Here is an 18,698-nt window from a genome sequence, read left to right as displayed (position 1 = left end):
CCACCATTGACATAGTGTATAGCTTGCTTTCCATAATGGGTAGGAGACAATACACAAACTTAGTTGTTCCCCTCTCGGGGAATACAGGAATCGGAAAACGAATCCTAACGCCGGGAGGCAAAGGGTGAGAAGGTAACGGAGTCGAGGCGGCCAGCCAAGTGTTGAGATCGATCCCATTTCAACGGCTGTGTTGCTGGATTCAGCGCTACAGCGCTACAGGCGGTAGAAAGCAGATACAGGGCAGGGAACCTACTGTAAGCAATTGAAGACGAGTTCTACAAGCACAGCAGTTCTGCTGGAGTCCCACTGAAAGATGTACTAATTGTTTCACAATCGAGAGACACGTCCCTACAAACAGTTCCGAGCGCGACTACTCGAACGAACTATCGAAATCGTGTATGTATCTGGTGTTAGGGCTCGATGACGACCTTTCCGAGGACGCTCTCGGTCATAACATCCTTCTGTGCCTGCCCTGCCTCCTCGAGGTCGTACGTTCGCGCGAGTTCGATCGAGAGCGCGTCGCTCGCCATGAGGTGGGCGATGCCGCCCAGCGGGACCCGAAGGTCAGGTGTGTTGAACATGCTCATGAACTGGTAGCTGACGTCCTTCGAACGGGCCGCGCCGTCGTTCGTGAAGCCGGGGTCGGGGCTGTTCTCGCCGATCCCGACGACGCGACAGCCGGTCGCAGCGACGTCCGCGTCGAACTGGAGATAGTCGTCCAGCCGGTGGTCCAAGATTGCGTCGACGCCGCCGTCGCTTTCCTCGAGCACGGCGTCCGCTAAGTCGTCTCGGCCGTAGTCGAGGACGGTCTCAGCGCCGAGGGAGGCGAGGTCGTCGTGGTAGGCCTCGGAAGCGGTCGTGATCACTCGAGCGCTGACCGCGTCGGCGATCTGGACGGCGGCGTGTCCGACGCCCCCGGAACCGCCGTGGATCAGACAGCGCTCGGCCGGATCGAGGTCGGCGTGGTCGATCAGGGCCCGCCAGGCGGTGACGGTTGCGACGCCCGCGGCTCCCGCTTCGGTGAGGTCGGCGTCGTCCGGGAGTTGAACGACCCTATCGGTGGGAATCGTCGCGTATTCGGCATACGCTCCCTGTGAGCCGCTGTTTCCGATTCCGGTGCCGAAGACGCGCTCGCCCTCCTCGAACCCCTCGACTCCCTCGCCGACCTCGGCCACGACGCCCGAAACGTCGACGCCGGGCGTGAACGGCAGCGAGACCGGCTCGTACGAGCCGTCTCGAAAGTAGGTGTCGACGGGGTTGACCCCGGCCGCGGCCACCTCGAGGAGGAGTTCGTCCTCGTCGGGCGTCGGTCGCTCGATGTCTTCGACCTGCAGTACGTCGGTATCGCCGTGCTCGTGAAGACGGACAGCGCGCATATCGTGTGAAACCATCCGCTAGAACGCCATAAGCGTACAGTGTCTGCGTCGCTCGGCGAGTCGAAGAAGATTCGCTGGACTCGCTGACTGCACCAGCAAGTCCAACGTTTGTCCGTCCGCTGGGTGCAGGAGTCGGTGATGAGCAACTCAACTAATCACGACCTCGAGGGCGTCGACGTCGCGATCTTCCTCGCACAAGAAGGGACGGAAGAAGTCGAGTTCACCGAACCGAAGCAAGCCGTCGAAGACGCCGGCGCGACGGTCGACGTCGTCGGCCACGAAACCGGCGAGGGCCAGACGGTCACTAACGACCTCGAGGAGAGTGACGCGTACGAAATCGAGACGACGTTCGAGGACGTTTCGGCCGAAGACTACGACGGGGTAATCGTTCCCGGCGGCACCGTCGGAGCCGACACGCTCCGGACGCGCGAGGCCGGGGTCGACCTCCTCCGGGCACACGTCGAGGACGGAAAGCCCACCGCCGTGATCTGTCACGGCCCCTGGACGCTGGTCGAAGCGGGCGTCGTCGACGGTCGGACGCTCACCTCCTATCACAGCCTCCAGACCGACGTTCGCAACGCCGGCGGCGAGTGGGTCGACGAGGAGGTCGTCACCGACGACGGGCTGATCACCAGCCGAAACCCGGACGATCTCGACGCCTTTTGCGAGACGATTCTCGAGCAGTTCGAAGCGACCTGAGATCGTAACTCGATTCGAAGCGTCGAACCGACGGGACGCCCAGGTGCGACGCTATCGAACCGCCTGCGTCGCCGCGTCGATGATCTCGAGGGCGTCTTTCAACTCCTCCATTCCCGTCGCGTAGGAGAGGCGAGCGTAGCCCTCGCCGTTCGCGCCGAAGGCGTCACCGGGGACGACGATGACGTCGCGCTCGAGCACTTCCTCGCACCATCCCTCGGGGACGTTCGGCATCGCGTAAAACGCCCCCTCGGGTTTGGGAACCTCGAGGCCGGCGTCCTCGAGACCGTCGAGGACGACGTCCCGTCGGTCTTCGAAGGCCGCGACCATCTCGTCGACCGGCTCCTGTGGCCCGGTCAGTGCGGCTTCGGCGGCGTACTGTGCGGGCGCGGAGGCACACGCTTGGCCGTACTGGTGGACGCGCAGCATGCGTTCGATACGCGGGTTTGCGCCAACGACCCAGCCGAGTCGCCAGCCCGTCATCGAGTACGTCTTCGAGCAGGCGCTGACGGTGACCACGTTGTCCGACTTGGCGAACTCGAGTGGCGGGTGGTGCTCGCCGTCGAAGACGATGTGTTCGTACACCTCGTCGGAGACACAGAGCACGTCGTGTTCGTCCGCGATGCGGGCGAACTCGCGCATGTCTTCCTCGCTCTGGACGGCACCCGTCGGGTTGGCCGGACTGTTGACGACGAACGCCGCGGTGTCGTCGGTGATCGCGTCTTCGACCGCTGCCGGATCGAGCGTGAGATCCTCGCGGAGACCGACTGGTTTCGGCGTTCCGTTGGCGATGTGGGTCAACGCGTCGTAAGAGACGAATCCTGGGTCGGGGAAGATGACTTCCTCACCCGGATCGACGTGGGCCTGCAGTACGAGGTGGAGCGCTTCGCTGCCGCCCGATGTTGCGATGATGTCTTCCGGATCGACCTCGAGACCGTAGGCTCGGTCGTACTTCGCGGCGATAGCTTCTCGGAGCGAACGCGTCCCCTTGTTCGAGGTGTAGGCGTCGCTCTGGCCGGATTCGATCGCCTCGATCGCTCCGCGACGGGCGTGTGCCGGCGTCGGAAAGTCCGGTTGGCCGATACCGAGGTTGATCGCGTCGTCGCCTGCCGCCTCGAAGACCTCTCGGATACCGCTGATCGACACCTGCTCGACTCGTCGTGCGAACTCGGTCATACCTAGAGGGTGGTGTGGACCCCGATAACTCTTGATGTGTCTGAACCCGCCTGCGAACGCGACGACGACTATCGCCGTGACTGTCTTGTCTTCCCCGCTGAACGTTCCACAACTCATATACCGTTTCTGCCGAATGTGATGTCTATGAACTACTCTCGACGAGCACTTCTCGCGGCCGGGGCGACTGGTGGGTTAGCACTCACTGCGGGCTGTCTCGATTTCGTGCGCGGCGACGGACCGCTGGAACTCTCCGCAGAGCAAGTCAGACCGACCGACGACGCACTCGAGGAAACGGAGTACGACGAGTACGAGATCGACGAGCAATCGATGGAGGAAACGGTCGACGTCGGCGTCGAGCGCGATATCGAGGCGACGATTTGGAGTTCGGTCTACTCGAAAGAGATCGATTACCAGGGAATCGAGGAGGAAGCGTGTTTCTTCGCCGCCGTCTCGATTCCGGACGTCTCGGTACTGGGTTACTCGCTCAATCCGATCGATGACATGGACAACGACGAGTTGCTCGAGGAGTTCATGGGCGAGGTCGACAGCGAGCACGCGGATTTCGACAACGTCTCCCACGCGGACTCGTTCTCGCTCGATATCCTCGACGACAGCCGCGACGTCGATCGATTCGAGGGAGAGACCGAAATCGCCGGCCAGCAGGTCGACGTGGACATCGGCGTGACGTCCTTCAGTCACGACGACGACGTGCTCGTCTTGCTCAGCAGCTATCCGGCCGACTTAGAGGAGGAATCGGAGCACGCGGAGACGCTGATGGAGTCGGTCGAACACCCCGCGTAGGCATCGAGAAATCACCTCACGCGACTCGTCACGAATCCGTATTGTATCATATCCAACAGTACATTCCCACGGTCTGGCTATTCTGCCGTCAGTATATACTGATCAGATTCCAATACTAACTCGAGATGGCAGTATCTGGAACGAACGGAGCGCTCGACGAATCGTCGTCGCTCCGTGCTGAATTCACGATCGAACCGCATCCGGCCGCGAACTGTTCGATCCTCGAGTCGGGACCGCGCAGCGATGACGTAACGCGAAACCTCGTCCCCACGGACGAGACTCGAGAGACCGACGTCGAATGTCGGTCCGCCGTCACTGATCCCGAGACCGGAGGTCAACAGTACCTAGTCAACGACGTGTCAGGTCGGTGTATCTGTCCGATCTTTCACGCACACGAGTGTACGACCTCGATCGAACGCTACGAAGCTGGCGCGATGGACATCGTCGTCATGACTCCCTCGAACGATGTGCTCACATCGCTCGTCGAGGAACTGCGCGAAACCGGCGCGACGGTTCAACTTCGACGAATCAGTCACGCAGGCGGGGGGAACGCGGAATCGTCCCTCGAGATCGACGTGGACGGCGTCACCGACAAGCAACGCGAAGCGGTTTGCGTCGCCGTCGAAGCCGGTTACTTCGAAACGCCTCGGGAGGCCAATCTCGACGAGCTTGCAGACCGCCTAGGCGTCTCGCCGTCGGCGGTCTCCCAGCGACTGAGCGCCGTACAATCGAAGCTCGTCACGTCGCTGTTCGAACAGCAGTCGTTGTAACTGCCACGTAACGGTACGTCCGACTCCTGCCATTTTCCCAGTCACTCCGGCTGGGGACTCGTCTCTCCCCGTCGATCTGACTGACTCCAAGACTCTATCGAGGCTCGGCGCTCGAGCGAAGAGCGACGCGATCCTTTCCCGCGTCGGGGATGGATCGTGTCTCGCGAGTGTGGGCGGCGAGTCGGTGGAAAAACCGCTGTAGTATCCAGGCTCGCGTTGATCGGAGTCTCGAGCGTACTGACACGTGCTGGGTCGGTGGCGTCAGCTGGAGTTCACTCAGGTCGACACGACTGCCCAGCGTGGGTCCTCTCACGGAATCTTTTGTACCCGGTGGAACTGGCGATCAGCGGCGAGGAACGGCCGGCGATAAAAAGCCCTTCATACTTGAGACGAACGCTCAGCGCGGCGTGTGTCCTCGGTTGAAGTATGAGCGACGATGGCTGTTCCGGTGAGGATGGACCGTGTGAGAACCGTATCGAGCTTCCGAAGAATCTCTCTGTCGTCCAGCGCCGACGGCTCCTCGCAGCAGTGGGGAGTGGCAGTTCGGTCGCGTTAGCCGGCTGTGTCGGTCTGTTCGAATTCGGTGACCAACCGGCACAACGACAGGACGACGATGAAGAAGAAAACGGCGACGAAGACGAGGACAACGGCGACACCGAGGACGAAGATGAAGACGAGGGCCCCTTCGAAATTGCCTACCTCCTCGAGGACGACGACGGCGGGACGATCGAGGTCCCCGAAGACGAGAATCTCCTCGAAGCTGGCGAAGCGGAGGACTGGGAACTTCCATATCAGTGTCGGGAAGGCTTCTGCGGACAGTGTATGTCCCGTATCGACGGTGACGGCTCGGAACTCGTCGAGATGACGAACAACGACGTGGACGAACTAGACGACGACGCGATCGAAGACGGATACGTCTTGACGTGCACCGGCGAACCACGCGGAGCGTTCGAACTCGAGGTCGGCGCACACGTCGACGACGAAGACGAGGGTGCGTCCTACGAAATCGAGTACCTGCTCGAGGACGGCGAGAGTCAAACCGTCGAGGTGCCCGAAGACGAGAACTTGCTCGAAGCGGGTGAGGATGAGGGACTCGAGTTGCCCTACCAGTGTCGGTCCGGTAACTGTGGACAGTGTACGTCCCGCGTCGACGGCGACGGGTCTGAACTCGTCGAAATGACCGAAAACAACGTCGACGAACTGGACGACGAGACGGTCGAAGACGGCTACATCCTGACCTGTACGGGCAAACCGCGAGACGAGTTCGAACTGTCCGTTGGCGACCAACCCGACGCGTAGTCGGACCGACGGCCACCGAGTATTTATGTTGAGGTTTCAGTTATGTTACCAATTTGACTCGGGAGGAGGCGACCGACGATGAGAAAGACGGGCCCTAGAACGACTGAAACGGCAGTGAGTCCGGAGACGGTCGTCGCGATAGACAGGGTATAAAAAGGTCTGTAATATTGAGAAGTGGACTCACCGAGGTAGGGGGTCGACGACTAGGTAGGTGACTATCCGAATGGAGGCAACCGCTGATCGTACTCGGTTGGGGCACAGCCCACCGCGACCGATCACCGCGACGAGCCGTCTCGTCTCCAAAATCATTCGACAGATGAGACGTACACACTCGCGTTCGCGTCGAGGTATCGCACGGCGACCGATTCGATCTGCAAGGTGGTGTCGATGGTGAACGGCTGCGGCGGGAGTACCGACGGTGAGGGCTGTGGCTGTGGCGGCGGAGATGTCCCCACGAACACTCCCGTTCCGGACGGCGAAGAGCAACCCGCCCAGTTCGGCCCACCGCCAGCGTTGTCCGGGCCGGAGTGGGAGGAGTGGGCCGAAGAGGTCCTCGCCGAGACCGACTTCGACACCGAACTCGGGAAGCGACTCGCTCGAGACGCCTATCGAATCGCCGACGGCGACCTCTCGAAGGAAGCGTTCCAGCGACGACACGGAGACCGCGTCGAAGCCGAGTTCGGCGTCGACGAGCGACCGACGAAGACGACACTCGAGTCCGCCGCCTCGATTCCGCGAGTTCCCGACGATCACGAACAGAGTCGTCGGTCGATGCTCAAGGCCCTCGGTGCAGGCGCAGCGGCCACGGCGACGGCAGGACTCGCCGGCTGTCTCGGGGAGGACGAGCAGACGATGGCGACGACGGAGGAGTCGAACGGGCAACTGGGGATGACCATCGACGTCGAGAACTGTATCGCCTGCCTCCAGTGCTCCGAAGCCTGTAAAGAGGAGAACAACACCTCCGCCGCGGTCCACTGGACGTACGTCTTCCGCTGGGCCGAGGACGAGGACGCCGAGTGGGACGACGACCACGACGACTCGATGACGCGACCGTGTCAACACTGCACGCGGCCGACCTGTACGTACGTCTGCCCGACGCAGGCGCGGTACAAGCGAGAAGACGACGGACTCGTCCTCACGGATTACGACACGTGTATCGGCTGTCGTTACTGTGAGGTCGCCTGTCCCTACGGCGTGAACTACTTCCAGTGGGCGGAGCCAACCGACGAAGCGGGAGGCTTCGACGAGTCGCGAACGGACCAACACGGCGACACCGTCGCCGGCAACCCGCCGGAAGGCGTCATGGGGAAGTGTACGTTCTGCGTCCACCGGCAGGACTCCGACGACCCCGACCTCGTCGGAACGACCGCCTGCGAAGACGCCTGTCCGGCCGACGCGATCCACTTCGGCGACATCACCGACCCGGATGACGCGCCACAACGACACCTCGAGGAGAAGTCGGACTCCAACACGTTCGAACTCCTCGACGAGGCCGGAAACGAACCGAACATCACGTACGTCGGCCCCGAACCCTCGAGTTCCGCGACGCCCGTGGAGGGGCCGGTTTCCTACGAGGAGATGGACATGACCGAACACAGACGAGAAGAGATCGACGCGCGGTGGGCAGGAGGTGAGGCGGATGACTGACGACGTGCCGGTAGAACGGGTTCTCAGGCCCCTCCACACGACGACGTGGAAGTTCCTGGCCCTGCTCGTGCTCCTCGGCCTGGGAATGCTCTTGTTCCTCGAGGCCTGGATCACGCAGCTTCGAAACGGACTCATCATGACGGGTCTCGGCGACTGGGGTACCGGCGGCGGCGTCCCGTGGGGAATGTACATCGGGAGCTTCATCTGGTGGGTCGGGATCGCTCACGGCGGAATCGCGGTCTCCGCGGCCGTCCGCGTGTTCAAGATGGACCAGTTCGAGCCGATCGCTCGCATCGGTGAGATCGTCACGCTGGTCGCGCTGCCGATGGCGGCTGCCAACATCGTCTTCGATCTGGGTGGCCCGGATCGGTTGATCAACACGATGATCATGTGGCCACAGACGGTCCACCACTCGCCGCTGGCGTGGGACGTCGCCGTCGTCTCGCTGTACCTGGTACTCTCGATGACGTACCTCACGCTGACGATGCGGGCGGAACTCTACGCGCTGATGGACCGCGTTCCGCGATACCTTCGACCCGTCTACGGCCTGTTGTTGCTCGGATACCGTCCGGAAGAAGACGAAAAGGCGGAGCAGATGGCCTACTGGCTCGCGATCGCGATTCTCGCGCTGGTGCCGCTTTTGAGCGGCGGAGTCGTTCCGTGGCTGTTCAGCTTAGTCGGCGCACAGCCCGGCTGGTTCGGTGCGGCGACCGGCCCTGCGATGTTGTTCGAGTCGCTCGCGTCTGCGATCGCGTTCGTCATCGTCGTCGGGGCCGCGTTCCGATACGCCTACGACTGGGAGTTCATCGACGACGCGGTGTTCCGCGGGCTCACGAAGGCGCTCACGGTGCTCTCGATGGCCGTCCTTTGGTTCTTGTTGCACGACACCCTCTCAGGCGTCTACGCGGCACCGGTGCAAGACGAAGCGTTGACCGAGACGCTGCTCACTATGCCGCTGTTCTGGGTGGCGGTCGCCGGAATCACGATTCCCGCACTCTACATGCTGGCGACCATCGTCCGACCGAGCGCGTACAGCCTGCCGGCGGTCGTCGCCGGTGCCATCTCGGTGTCGATCGCGATCTGGATCAAGAAGCTGATCTTCGTCGTCGAGGGGCTGTTGTACCCGACAACGCCGCCGCTGGCGAACCTGTATCCGACAGGATCCTACAGCCCCACCGCGATCGAATGGGTGGTCGTTGTGAGCACCGTCGTTATCGCAGCGCTGTTGATCGCACTGGCGACCAAGATCATCCCGATGGTCGAACTCGACCCGGAGGAGATCTAACCCATGACGCACTCGCTCGTCCACATCGGCCTGTTCGTCGTCTTCGGCGTCGTCCTGGTTCCCGTGTACGTGATGCTCGCCGGCTGGTTCCTCGGAAAACCGAGGGACTTCCGAACGGCGTTCATCGGACTCGGCGCAATACTCGGCTCGATCATCGTCCTGATCATCGGGACGGCGATCGCTGGCGCCGCCATCGGCGTCCTCATGAACTTCTAACGATGAACGAATCAGCACTCTACGAAACGCTCGCACGCATCGACGACCCGAAACTCGGCGAAGACATCGTCAGTCTCGGCGTCGTGACCGACATCCACCTCGACGGCGAGACGACCAACGTCGAGGTCGCACTCCACGCACCACACGCCCCCGACGAGCGCTGGATCGCCACCGCGATCCGCGACGAACTCGAGGACGCAGGCCTCGAGCGCGACCTCGAACTGTCGCTCGCGCCGGAATCGACACGACACGAGGGGCCGACCCCCGACGTGAAAAACGTCATCGCGGTCAGTTCGGGGAAAGGCGGCGTCGGAAAGACGACCGTCGCCGTCAACCTCGCGACGGCACTCGCCGACAGAGGCGCCCGCGTCGGAATCTTAGACGGCGACGTCTACGGGCCGAACGTGCCCCGCGTCCTCGGCGTCGAGGGCGCTCCCACCCTAACCGACGACGAGCGTATCGTCCCGCCCGAACACGAGGGCGTGAAGGTCCTCAGCATCGGACAGCTCGTCCCGGAAGACGAGGCTGCGGTCCTTCGGGGGCCGATGGTCGACAGCCTGCTCCAGCGGCTGTTGACCGAAACCGAGTGGGCACCACTGGACTACCTCGTCGTCGACTTGCCGCCGGGGACCGGCGACGCCCAACTCACGCTCTGTCAAACCGTCGACGTCACCGGCGCGGTGGTCGTGACGACGCCACAACGCGTCGCGATCGACGACGCGCGGCGCAACCTCTCGATGTTCGGCTCCCACGGCATCCCCGTCCTCGGGATCGTCGAAAACATGCGAACCTTCGAGTGTACGAGTTGTGGCGACCATCACGACCTCTTCGGCAACGGCGGCGGCGACGAACTCGCCCGGGAGTACGACGTGCCGTTCCTCGGCGCGCTCCCCATCGATCAGGACATCCGGGTCGACGGCGACGAAGGATCACCCGTCGCGTTGGGCGACGGCGCGAGCGCTCGAGCGTTCGAAACCCTCGCCGGCAACACGGCAGACGCCGTCGGTGCGCTGAGACGCCGAGATAGCGCCCTCGCCTCCTCGGTCGGCGAAGCGGTGCCCGCCGACGAGAGCCCGATCGAAAGCTGACAGTAGCCGTCGTGCAGAGGAACTGAACGAACGGCGGGCTCAGATTGGATTTCGTGTTTTGCTACCACTATCTAAGTTGACAAGTTACTGCTTGAGACCTCATGTCGACAAAGCATTTACAGGTTCGTCGTGTTGAGTGGGGTATGAATCGGCGAGGAGTGTTGCTCGGGAGTGTCTCGTTGGTCGGAGTCCCAGGTTGCGTCGACAATTTGAGCGAAGGAACGAGCGATACTGGGTCAGAAGGTGACTCAGACGACTTCGACGAGGATTATTCGCGCGCGGAGGGTACGACCATGGTCGAAGTGGACGTCGATAGTGATTTTGACGAGACGGTTGCTCTCGAGACTGACTGTCGAACGGAACGGTTCAAAATCGACTCGGAAGAAGAATTCGGCGTTCAGCGCGAGGAAGATGCGGAGTCTTGTTCGTTCGAGATATGTATCGATGGAGAGACGGCGTACGAAGGGAGCGTCGGTGGACCGGACTTCTATCAAGTTGAGGTGACAGAGAACGGAGAAATCAGGTCAGCAGTTGACACGATATAACGTGCCCTCGGTAACTCCCTCATTTGGACTCGAGTTCAGCGAACACGCTGACAGTTCGGTACATGCTGACGATGAGTATCACGAATTACACGCACCTGCTAACGATGCGTCGACGAGGCCGCGAGCTACGAAGCAACGCCTTCGCTCGGATTCGCCGCGGCCAGGACCTCGTTATTCCTCCGGGTCGTCCGTACCAGCCTGCCGGCGCAGCCACTCGAGGCCAAGCGCGCCGCCCGCGATACCGGTTCCTGTCGTGAATCCGGGCGTACCGTCGTCAGCGTCGCCGTTCTCGTCCCCACCATTCCCGCCGTCGGCTTCGTCACCGGTTTCGTTTTCGTCATCTACCTCGTCTTCTCCGTCCGCGTCGTCGGCCTCGTCGGTATCCGCGTCGTCAGCGTCGGTGTCGTCGCTGTCGTCGGTGTCGGTATCAGCATCGTCATCGTCGCTGTCGGTTCCTTCGCCGTCGCCGCCTTCCTCCTCGGTTTCATCGTCGCCATCCTCGGTCTCAGTTTCGTCGTCGCTGCCGTCGGAGTCGCCGTCCTCCGATTCCTCGTCGGATCGATCGTCCTCGTCACTGCTTTCATCTTCGTCGGGCTGATCGCCTTCACTACCGTCTCCATCCTCACCGTCGGACTGGTCGTCCTCGTTGAGCTCCTCGCGGAGTGCCACGAGTTCGCCGTCGTGATCAACGTAAATCGTGTCGTCGCTGAGGGCTCGAATCGGGCCAACGGGCGAGTCGTCGGCAGAGAGCACCCACTGTTCGGTCCCGTCGTACCGATCTAGAGCGACAAGTTCCGTGCTGTACTCCGCGTCCGGGTACCCATCGCCCTCCATCACGTAGACGTAGACGGTTTCCTCGGTGATCACGGTCGAGACTCGCTGAGTTGAGTGGATGCTAATTCCCCAGCTATACTCGTCGTCGATACCGTAGGATCGACCGACGAGGGCGTGTTGGCCTCCGTGTACGGACATCTCCTCGTCTAAAACGGGATCGACGTACTCCGAGTCGATGTGACCGTATTCGAACGACTCCCCCGTCTCAGCATCGATGATTTCGCGATTGTAGTACGCGCCCCCGAGGAGGGCACCCGTCGACGTCGCACGAGTCGGGTTTGGATAAATCTCCTGACCGCCGTAGATTCCGGTTTGCCAGACTTCCTCGCCCGTTTCCGGATCGAGCGCGACGCCCCGGTATCCCTCGGCGACGGCGTAGACGACGCCGTTCGCCGCAGCGACGTCTCGGATGAACGCCTGTTCGTCTCCATCCTCGTCTTGGATCGACTCGAGGCCCCAGCGGATCGATCCGTCCTCCGTCTCGAGGGCGTACAGCGTTCCGTCAGCAACGACGAAGACAGCGTCGTACGCGACCGTTTGACTGCCCGCGTCACCGTTTTCGAAGTCGGTGGTCCAGCGCACGCGTCCGTCAGCCCTGTCGAGCGCGACGACTTCGCTGTCGCTGAGATAGACGGTGTCATCGGCGACCGACGGACCGCTTACGTCGAGGTCGTCGGTCTCCCAGACGACCGACCCGTCCGCCGCCTCGAGCGCGAGGACAGACTCCTCCGACGTCGTATAGACCGTGTCGTCGGCGACGGCGACGCTGCCGTCGTGGTCGACGCTCCAGGCTGCCTCGAGGGCGTCGCCGTCGAACTCGCGGGTCGCCTGGATAGACCTAGATTGATCGGGGCCGCCATCGGAGGAGGGCCAGTCTTCGTCTAGTTCCGGGTTGGGGTCAACGTCCGGATCCGGGAGGTCCTGCGTATCGTCTCCGTCGGACCCGGCACCGACCGACGCGAGTCCGCCAATCGAAAGCACCACGCCCCCTGCTAGCACCGATCGTCGCTGCCATTCTGCCATACGGAGACGGTTCGCGAGTGCGTCCGTTACTATCCAGTCGATATTCGGACTTGTTTCCTTCACAACTGTTGTGAGAGGGGACTTGTCCTCTCCTCAATCGTCGGAGGTGCGAGTTCACTAGATGGTGTGCGCCATCAGTCGCTGAAGAGTCGGTCGAACGGAGCTAGCACGATTCGATACGAGCGCGCCCCGAGTAGCGTGAGCGAGAACCCAAAACAGAAAACGAAAACCAACTGGCGGATAACAGCGACGAACATGCGACCAGCACTCGCCCCGGGTTGGCGGTTACGCGCTGGTATTCGACGGCTTCCTCGAGCGACGAAAAGTGGCCGGACGAACTGAACACGAGTTATGTCACCAGAGAAACTATAGAACCTCGCCGACTACGTTGCAACATGGGTCAAAATCCTGTCGAGGACAATTTTATCACACGAATCATCCTCGGTCTTGCGGTGATTTACGCGATGATGATCGCCGGAGGGACGCTCGGAGAGTCCTTCGCCGGTCTCGAGATGCCATACGCAGAGTGGATTGGTGTCGCTATCGGTGCAATTCTCGTCTTCGCCGTATTTACACCACTGTACCGATGGTACGACGCCTCGTACAGTAGCGAATAGGGATCCGACGCACCCCGTTACGGTCGGTATCTGTCCCAAATGCGGCGATCGAACGGGACGACCAGTGTGTACTCGAGCGACGAACGACCGTGACGCGGCGAGTGAACGGAGAACGGTGACCGGACGGTGAACGGGGAAATCCAGCGTCCGTTACCGACTCAGGACTCGCGGGCGGACGTCCCGAAGACGGCGTTTATCAGTCTCGATTCTGCGCCTTGCAAGCGCTGTGACGTGCCCGACTCCGAAATCGTCACTTACGTTGCTACCGTCCCGAGTCGGACCGCCCGGGGGCGTCGATAGTACCCCAGTTCGTACGCCAACTCGAGGGCTTCCCGCTGTTTTGCGGTGAGCGGCCTGACGTCGGTCGTCGTCGACCGGTCGCGTGGACGGTGTCTAACTTCGCGGCCAGCATCGAGACGGTGACGCGAGTCGACGCTGGTGGCTCGCTCATGCTCCTCGCGAGGCGTCGGACCGGGCCGTTGCTGAAATTTCGAGACCGACATCACGGCGTCCTCGAGGCGGCGTGCGAAACGCCGTCGGATGGATAGAGACGAAGGCGCATGCAGCTCTCGAGCATCGGTTTCGAAAAAGCGGTACCGGACACAGGCGCTTCGCTGGTGGCTGTGGTGTTCAAAACGCGGCGGTCAAAAACTGCGGGCGGTCGTCAGTAGAACTCGCGGACGAGGTCCATCGCGTCTTCCGGCGCGCCGTCAGGGATTTCGGACATGTCCTCGGTGACGCCGTGTTGTTCGTGATACGGAACGGACTCGTCGTCCTGGTACATCACGCCTTGGTACTCCTTGTCGCTGTCGAGGATGACCTCTTTGGCAGCCTCGTAGTCGTTTGGATCGTGACCCTCTTCTTGCAGGTCGACTAAGCTGTCGCGGAAGTAGTCGTAGGTGTCGACGTCGTTGAACGTGACACACGGGCTGAAGACGTTGACGAAGCCGAAACCGTCGTGTTCAATGGCTTCCTCGATGATCTCCTGGTGTCGAAGCGCGTCGGAGGCGAACGACTGGGCGATAAAGGACGCGCCCGAGGCCAGTGCAAGTGCGAGCGGGTTGACTGGCGGCTGTTTCGGTCCTTCTGGCGTCGTCGAGGTCTCGAAGTCCGAGCGCGAGGTCGGCGAGGCTTGGCCCTTGGTGAGACCGTAGATTCGGTTGTCCATGACGACGTAGGACATGTCGACGTTCCGGCGGACGGCGTGGACGAAGTGGCCGGCACCGATCGAGTAGCCGTCACCGTCACCGCCGGCGACCATCACTTCGATGTCGGGTCGAGCCATCTTGACGCCCGTGCCGACCGGCAGCGCGCGACCGTGAACCCCGTGCAGCGCGTAGCTGTGCATGTAGGTCCCGATCTTTCCGGAACAGCCGATGCCGGCGACCACGAACGTGTTGTCCGGATCGTTGCCGGTCTCGGCGAGGCCTTTCATCATACCGTTCATCGTCCCGAAGTCGCCGCAACCGGGACACCACGTGGGCTGTTTGTCGGATTTGAAGTCGGTGAATCGTACGTCGGAGCTCATTGTGCTGGTACCTCCTCGGAGAGTTGGTCGACAATCTGTTCGGCGAGTTCGTCCGCCTTGAAGCGGACGCCGGTGTACTTGTTGATGCGCTTGACGCGGGTAAGGGCGTCGTGTTCGATCACGTCGGCGAACTGTCCGGTCGCGTTACACTCGACGACGATCGTCTCCTCGGCAGCCTCGATCTCGTCGCTGAGATCAGGCCGCGGGAAGATGTAGGGAACCGAAATGACGCGCACGTCGACGCCGTCGTCCTCGAGATAGTCGAGCGCTTCGATAAGTGCACCTTCGTTCGACCCCCACGAGATGACGAGGTTGTCGGCGTCCTCGTCGCCGAATTCGCGGTAATCCCAGTCCTCTTCGTTCTGTGCAGTTTCGACTTTGCGGTAGCGTTTGTCGACTTGCTGGACGCGCTCGTCTTCCTCTTCCGTCCGGCGACCGAGTTCGTCGTGCTCGAGGCCGGTCGACATGTGTGCGCCGTCGACCGTGCCGGGTTTCGCGCGCGGACTGATGCCGTCGTCGGTGACGGCGTGGGCGCGGAAGCGTCCCTGTGCGTCGAGCCACTCGTCGACTTCGTCGTCATCGACGAGTTTTCCGCGGTCGATTTCGACGTCGTCCATGTCGAACACGTCCGGCTCGAAGGTTTGTTCGGTGACGGCGAGTGCGAGGTCGGAGACCACGTACACTGGCGTCTGGTACTTCTCGGCGTAGTTGAACGCCTCGACGGTCTTCCAGAAACACTCGGCAATCGTCGTCGGGGCGACGACGAAGCGCGGAATTTCGCCGTGACCACCGTAGAGTGTCATGTTGAGGTCGCCCTGTTCTTGTTTCGTCGGCATCCCGGTCGAGGGGCCAGAGCGCATGACGTCGACGATGACGAGTGGCGTCTCGCTCGTCGCGATGAGTCCGAACGTCTCGGTCATCAGGTCGATCCCGGGGCCGGAGGTCGCAGTCATCGAGCGGGCACCGGCACGGGCACCACCGAGCGCCATGTTGATCGCCGACAGTTCGTCTTCGGCCTGGACGACGTGACCGCCGTAGTCTTCGATCCGTCCCGTCAGGTACTCCATGACGTTCGTCGCGGGCGTGATCGGGTAGCCTGCATAGAAGCGACAGCCGGCAGCGATGGCACCCATCCCGATCGCCTCGTCACCGTTGAGCAGGACGTAGTCGTTGTCCGTCGTCTCGACGTTGTAGCCGAGGTGGTCCAAATCGTAGTGCTCCTGGACGTACTCCTGACCGAGGCGTGCGGCTTCCTTGTTGTTCTCGACGATCTTCGAGCCCTTGCCACCGAAGCGTTTCTCGAGGGCCTCGTCGAGGTATTCGACGTCGAAGCCGGTGATTTCACACGCAGCACCGAGGGCGACGATATTGCGCATGATCGCACCGCCAGCATCCTCTGCGATCGATTTAAGTGGAACGTCGACTGCTTCAACTTCATCTGGGATCTCGGCTTCCCACGAGCGTTCGCCGTCGTAGATGACGGCACTACCGTCGTGTAGTTCGTCGAGATTTTCGTCGATAGTTCGCTGTGTCAACGCGACGAGAATGTCCAGTCGATCCACGACGCTTTGGACGTCTTCGACCGACGTTCGAATCTTGTACGCTGTGTAGCCGCCGCGGATTCGCGACGCGAAATCTTTCGACGTGAATACGTGCCGTCCGGCTCGGGAAAGTGCCTGAGCGAAGATTTTTCCCGTGGAGTCGATACCGTCCCCGGCCTCGCCTCCAACCGCCCAGTTGAGATCCTCAGCCATGTTATGCCGAACCTTGCCCCCAGTAAATGAAAAGGCTTCTGAAAACCCAACCACACTTCGACAACAGTCGATGATATGTTCGGCTACCGAGGTCAGTTTCTATTAATCGTTACAGTCTTCCTGGGAGAAACCACACATATCGAATTCTGGCAAAGATCGCCAATCCAGGCCTGCTACTCCGTATCTTGGAGACCCACCTCATACGTTCGTCAATATTTGCCTCGAATTGAACGAATCGAGAGACCCGACGACTGTCTATTTACACCCTCGAGGACGACGGGTAACGGAACGCCTTTTCGACGGGGCACCAAACGATCGGACATGGCAATCGACGGGACACCGGTGACGGTCGAAGCGATTCGCGACGTTGGGAACGGAACCATTGCACTCGAACTCGAGGCACCCGAGGAGTTCGAGGCGCTCCCCGGCCAGTTCGTCTTGCTCCGGGCCGTCCCCGGCGAAGACGATCAGACGGCAGCCGACCTCGAGGAAGACGACGTCGTCATGCGCCACTACACGCTCTCCTCGCCGTCGGTAACGGAGACGTTCGAAATCACGGTCGGAATCGACCCCGACGGCGAACTGTCGCCCTGGCTCGCCGACTTCGAGGGCGGCGAAATCGTCCACATCGAGGGTCCCTTCGGCACGATCACCTACGACGGAGACCAGGACGTCGTCGCCGTCGCGGGCGGCCCCGGCGTCGGCCCTGCCGTTTCCATCGCCGAAGCAGCCCACGAGTCGGGTCACGACGCGACCGTGATCTACCAGGACGACGCGCCGGCCCACACCGACCGACTGGACGCCCTCGAGGACGCGGGCGCGGCCGTTACCGTTCTCGAGGACGGCGAGAGCGACGGACTCGCCGACGCAATCGAGACTCACCTCGAGGACGGGCAACTCTACGCCTTTGGCTTCGAATCGTTCGTGACGTTCGTCTCGGAGACGATCGAAGACGCCGGCGGCGACGCTGACGACGCGCTGATCGAGAATTTCGGGTGAGTTCGACCGTCGTCGAATCGTCCTCGTGTGCGTATCATGGTGAACTGAACCACACTGATTCGCAAGCACAGTAGCTACGCGGATAGGATACTCTAGCACCCGATATGGTCGACGATGACCTCGAACTCGAGCGAGACCTCGGTGAGGCAACGATCGTCTACGACGAACCCGACGAGGGCACCGTCAACAAGACGGTTCCGAACGAACACATCGCATACTTCCAAGATCACTGGATCATCAAGACCGACGAGGACGAGGAAGGGCACGACATCGTCCGTCGGATACCCGCTCAACGAGTCCACTACGTCGAACGATCCGTCGAGCAGTTCGAAGAGGAAGTTCAGACTGTCGTCGATCAGGTTCAATCGTTCGCCGCAGACTTGCGAACGAAGATTCCCGTCGGCGGCGGCAATAGTGGTGAGCAAGAGCGACCCGAGCCACATCGAATCAGTATCGATCGAGACGGAGACGGCGACTCGAGTCGGTAACTCGGACGCCGAATCTCGGCTTGGCTACGTCCTGTCGGCAGAAAGTAGCACTCGTTTTCCTCTCCACTGGTGCGAGCGTCAGTGTTCGACTAACTCGAGGAGGATGCCGCCAGTATCCTTCGGGTGAAGGAACGCGACCGAGTGGCCCCACGCACCGGGGCGCGGTTCCTCGTCGATCAGCGAAACGTCGTGTTCGCGCGCCGTCTCGAGGGCGGCTTCGATGTCCTCCGTTGCGAGCGCGAGATGGTGAATACCAGACCCATTCGCCTCGAGATACTGCGCGATGGTGCCGTCTTCGAACGGCTCGAGGAGTTCGAAGTAGCCGTCGCCACACTCGAGGAAGACGACGCGCATGCCGTCGAACTCCTCTTCGTGTGCGACCGCCAGTCCGAAGAGGTCCGAGTACAGTTCCGCGAGTTCCTGTGCGTCCTCGGTCGCGATTCCGGCGTGCTCGAAGTGCATCGCTCGAGGGTTCGATGTCGAACACAAATATTGATGTGGTTTCACCAGGCCGGACTCGAAAAAACGAAAGTCGAACGGCGAAAGTCGAAAGACG

Annotated in this window: 19 protein-coding genes and 1 pseudogene; 13 read left to right on the top strand and 7 right to left on the bottom strand. The window is 61.6% G+C overall.

Annotated features, from left to right (window positions below; translation table 11 throughout):
- Positions 1-410: 410 nt before the first annotated feature.
- Positions 411-1,376, bottom strand: a complete 966-nt coding sequence (locus BB347_RS05995) for an NADPH:quinone reductase (protein ID WP_076581984.1) — start codon at positions 1,374-1,376, stop codon at positions 411-413.
- Positions 1,377-1,514: 138 nt separating this feature from the next.
- Here BB347_RS05995 and BB347_RS05990 point away from each other — a divergent pair, with 138 nt between their 5' ends.
- On the top strand, positions 1,515-2,075 hold the full coding sequence (locus tag BB347_RS05990) for a type 1 glutamine amidotransferase domain-containing protein (protein ID WP_076581983.1): 561 nt from the start codon (positions 1,515-1,517) through the stop codon (positions 2,073-2,075).
- Positions 2,076-2,126: 51 nt separating this feature from the next.
- On the opposite strand, the gene BB347_RS05985 is transcribed toward BB347_RS05990, so the two are convergent.
- Positions 2,127-3,248, bottom strand: a complete 1,122-nt coding sequence (locus tag BB347_RS05985; RefSeq protein ID WP_076581981.1) for a pyridoxal phosphate-dependent aminotransferase — start codon at positions 3,246-3,248, stop codon at positions 2,127-2,129.
- A gap of 144 nt (positions 3,249-3,392) precedes the next feature.
- Here BB347_RS05985 and BB347_RS05980 point away from each other — a divergent pair, with 144 nt between their 5' ends.
- The 8 genes from BB347_RS05980 to BB347_RS05945 all read left to right on the top strand — a co-directional run bounded on the left by BB347_RS05980 (position 3,393) and on the right by BB347_RS05945 (position 10,899).
- A complete protein-coding gene (locus BB347_RS05980; protein WP_076581980.1) occupies positions 3,393-4,049 on the top strand; it encodes a DUF6517 family protein in 657 nt (218 codons plus the stop codon).
- 125 nt (positions 4,050-4,174) lie between these two features.
- Positions 4,175-4,819: a helix-turn-helix domain-containing protein gene (locus tag BB347_RS05975; protein WP_076581978.1), complete on the top strand. Its 645-nt coding sequence runs from the start codon at positions 4,175-4,177 to the stop codon at positions 4,817-4,819.
- A 426-nt stretch (positions 4,820-5,245) separates the two neighbouring features.
- Positions 5,246-6,118: a 2Fe-2S iron-sulfur cluster-binding protein gene (locus BB347_RS19865; protein ID WP_076581977.1), complete on the top strand. Its 873-nt coding sequence runs from the start codon at positions 5,246-5,248 to the stop codon at positions 6,116-6,118.
- A 387-nt stretch (positions 6,119-6,505) separates the two neighbouring features.
- On the top strand, positions 6,506-7,765 hold the full coding sequence (locus BB347_RS05965; protein WP_083687751.1) for a 4Fe-4S ferredoxin N-terminal domain-containing protein: 1,260 nt from the start codon (positions 6,506-6,508) through the stop codon (positions 7,763-7,765).
- Positions 7,758-9,050, top strand: a complete 1,293-nt coding sequence (nrfD, locus tag BB347_RS05960; RefSeq protein ID WP_076581975.1) for an NrfD/PsrC family molybdoenzyme membrane anchor subunit — start codon at positions 7,758-7,760, stop codon at positions 9,048-9,050. Before BB347_RS05965 ends, nrfD begins: the two co-directional genes overlap by 8 nt.
- Positions 9,051-9,053: 3 nt before the next feature.
- Positions 9,054-9,266 carry a hypothetical protein gene (locus tag BB347_RS05955; RefSeq protein ID WP_076581974.1) on the top strand — a complete coding sequence of 71 codons (213 nt, stop codon included), beginning with the start codon at positions 9,054-9,056 and terminating at the stop codon, positions 9,264-9,266.
- 2 nt (positions 9,267-9,268) lie between these two features.
- Positions 9,269-10,354, top strand: a complete 1,086-nt coding sequence (locus tag BB347_RS05950) for an Mrp/NBP35 family ATP-binding protein (RefSeq protein WP_076581973.1) — start codon at positions 9,269-9,271, stop codon at positions 10,352-10,354.
- Between the two features lie 143 nt (positions 10,355-10,497).
- Positions 10,498-10,899, top strand: coding sequence for a hypothetical protein (locus BB347_RS05945; RefSeq protein WP_076581972.1), 402 nt, complete (start codon positions 10,498-10,500; stop codon positions 10,897-10,899).
- A gap of 171 nt (positions 10,900-11,070) precedes the next feature.
- Here BB347_RS05945 and BB347_RS05940 read toward each other — a convergent pair whose 3' ends face one another.
- Positions 11,071-12,756, bottom strand: coding sequence for a PQQ-binding-like beta-propeller repeat protein (locus tag BB347_RS05940; RefSeq protein ID WP_076581970.1), 1,686 nt, complete (start codon positions 12,754-12,756; stop codon positions 11,071-11,073).
- A gap of 395 nt (positions 12,757-13,151) precedes the next feature.
- Between BB347_RS05940 and BB347_RS05935 the strand changes: the two genes are divergently transcribed.
- The gene (locus BB347_RS05935) at positions 13,152-13,373 is read left to right on the top strand and encodes a hypothetical protein (RefSeq protein ID WP_076581969.1); all 222 of its coding nucleotides are present in this window, start codon (positions 13,152-13,154) and stop codon (positions 13,371-13,373) included.
- 254 nt (positions 13,374-13,627) lie between these two features.
- On the opposite strand, the pseudogene BB347_RS19560 reads toward BB347_RS05935, so the two are convergent.
- Positions 13,628-13,711, bottom strand: a pseudogene (locus tag BB347_RS19560) (helix-turn-helix domain-containing protein); the annotation flags it as partial.
- A gap of 51 nt (positions 13,712-13,762) precedes the next feature.
- On the opposite strand from BB347_RS19560, the gene BB347_RS19555 reads away from it, so the two are divergent.
- Positions 13,763-13,921, top strand: a complete 159-nt coding sequence (locus BB347_RS19555; RefSeq protein ID WP_236996010.1) for a hypothetical protein — start codon at positions 13,763-13,765, stop codon at positions 13,919-13,921.
- 116 nt (positions 13,922-14,037) lie between these two features.
- On the opposite strand, the gene BB347_RS05925 is transcribed toward BB347_RS19555, so the two are convergent.
- Together BB347_RS05925 and BB347_RS05920 are read right to left on the bottom strand one after the other, a co-directional pair.
- Positions 14,038-14,901, bottom strand: a complete 864-nt coding sequence (locus BB347_RS05925; protein WP_076581967.1) for a 2-oxoacid:ferredoxin oxidoreductase subunit beta — start codon at positions 14,899-14,901, stop codon at positions 14,038-14,040.
- A complete protein-coding gene (locus tag BB347_RS05920) occupies positions 14,898-16,655 on the bottom strand; it encodes a 2-oxoacid:acceptor oxidoreductase subunit alpha (protein ID WP_076581966.1) in 1,758 nt (585 codons plus the stop codon). Before BB347_RS05920 ends, BB347_RS05925 begins: the two co-directional genes overlap by 4 nt.
- Before the next feature lie 321 nt (positions 16,656-16,976).
- Here BB347_RS05920 and BB347_RS05915 point away from each other — a divergent pair, with 321 nt between their 5' ends.
- Both BB347_RS05915 and BB347_RS05910 read left to right on the top strand, forming a co-directional pair.
- Positions 16,977-17,654 (top strand): ferredoxin--NADP reductase, encoded by a 678-nt coding sequence (locus tag BB347_RS05915; protein ID WP_076581965.1) that lies wholly within the window; start codon positions 16,977-16,979, stop codon positions 17,652-17,654.
- Positions 17,655-17,758: 104 nt separating this feature from the next.
- Complete coding sequence (locus BB347_RS05910) at positions 17,759-18,142, top strand: hypothetical protein (protein ID WP_076581963.1); 384 nt, start codon at positions 17,759-17,761, stop codon at positions 18,140-18,142.
- Between the two features lie 78 nt (positions 18,143-18,220).
- Here BB347_RS05910 and mce read toward each other — a convergent pair whose 3' ends face one another.
- A complete protein-coding gene (mce, locus tag BB347_RS05905; protein WP_076581962.1) occupies positions 18,221-18,604 on the bottom strand; it encodes a methylmalonyl-CoA epimerase in 384 nt (127 codons plus the stop codon).
- Positions 18,605-18,698 lie beyond the last annotated feature (94 nt).

The organism is Natronorubrum daqingense, from assembly GCF_001971705.1.
GTDB classification, from domain to species: Archaea; Halobacteriota; Halobacteria; order Halobacteriales; family Natrialbaceae; genus Natronorubrum; species Natronorubrum daqingense.
This window is presented reverse-complemented; position numbering and strand designations above follow the sequence as displayed.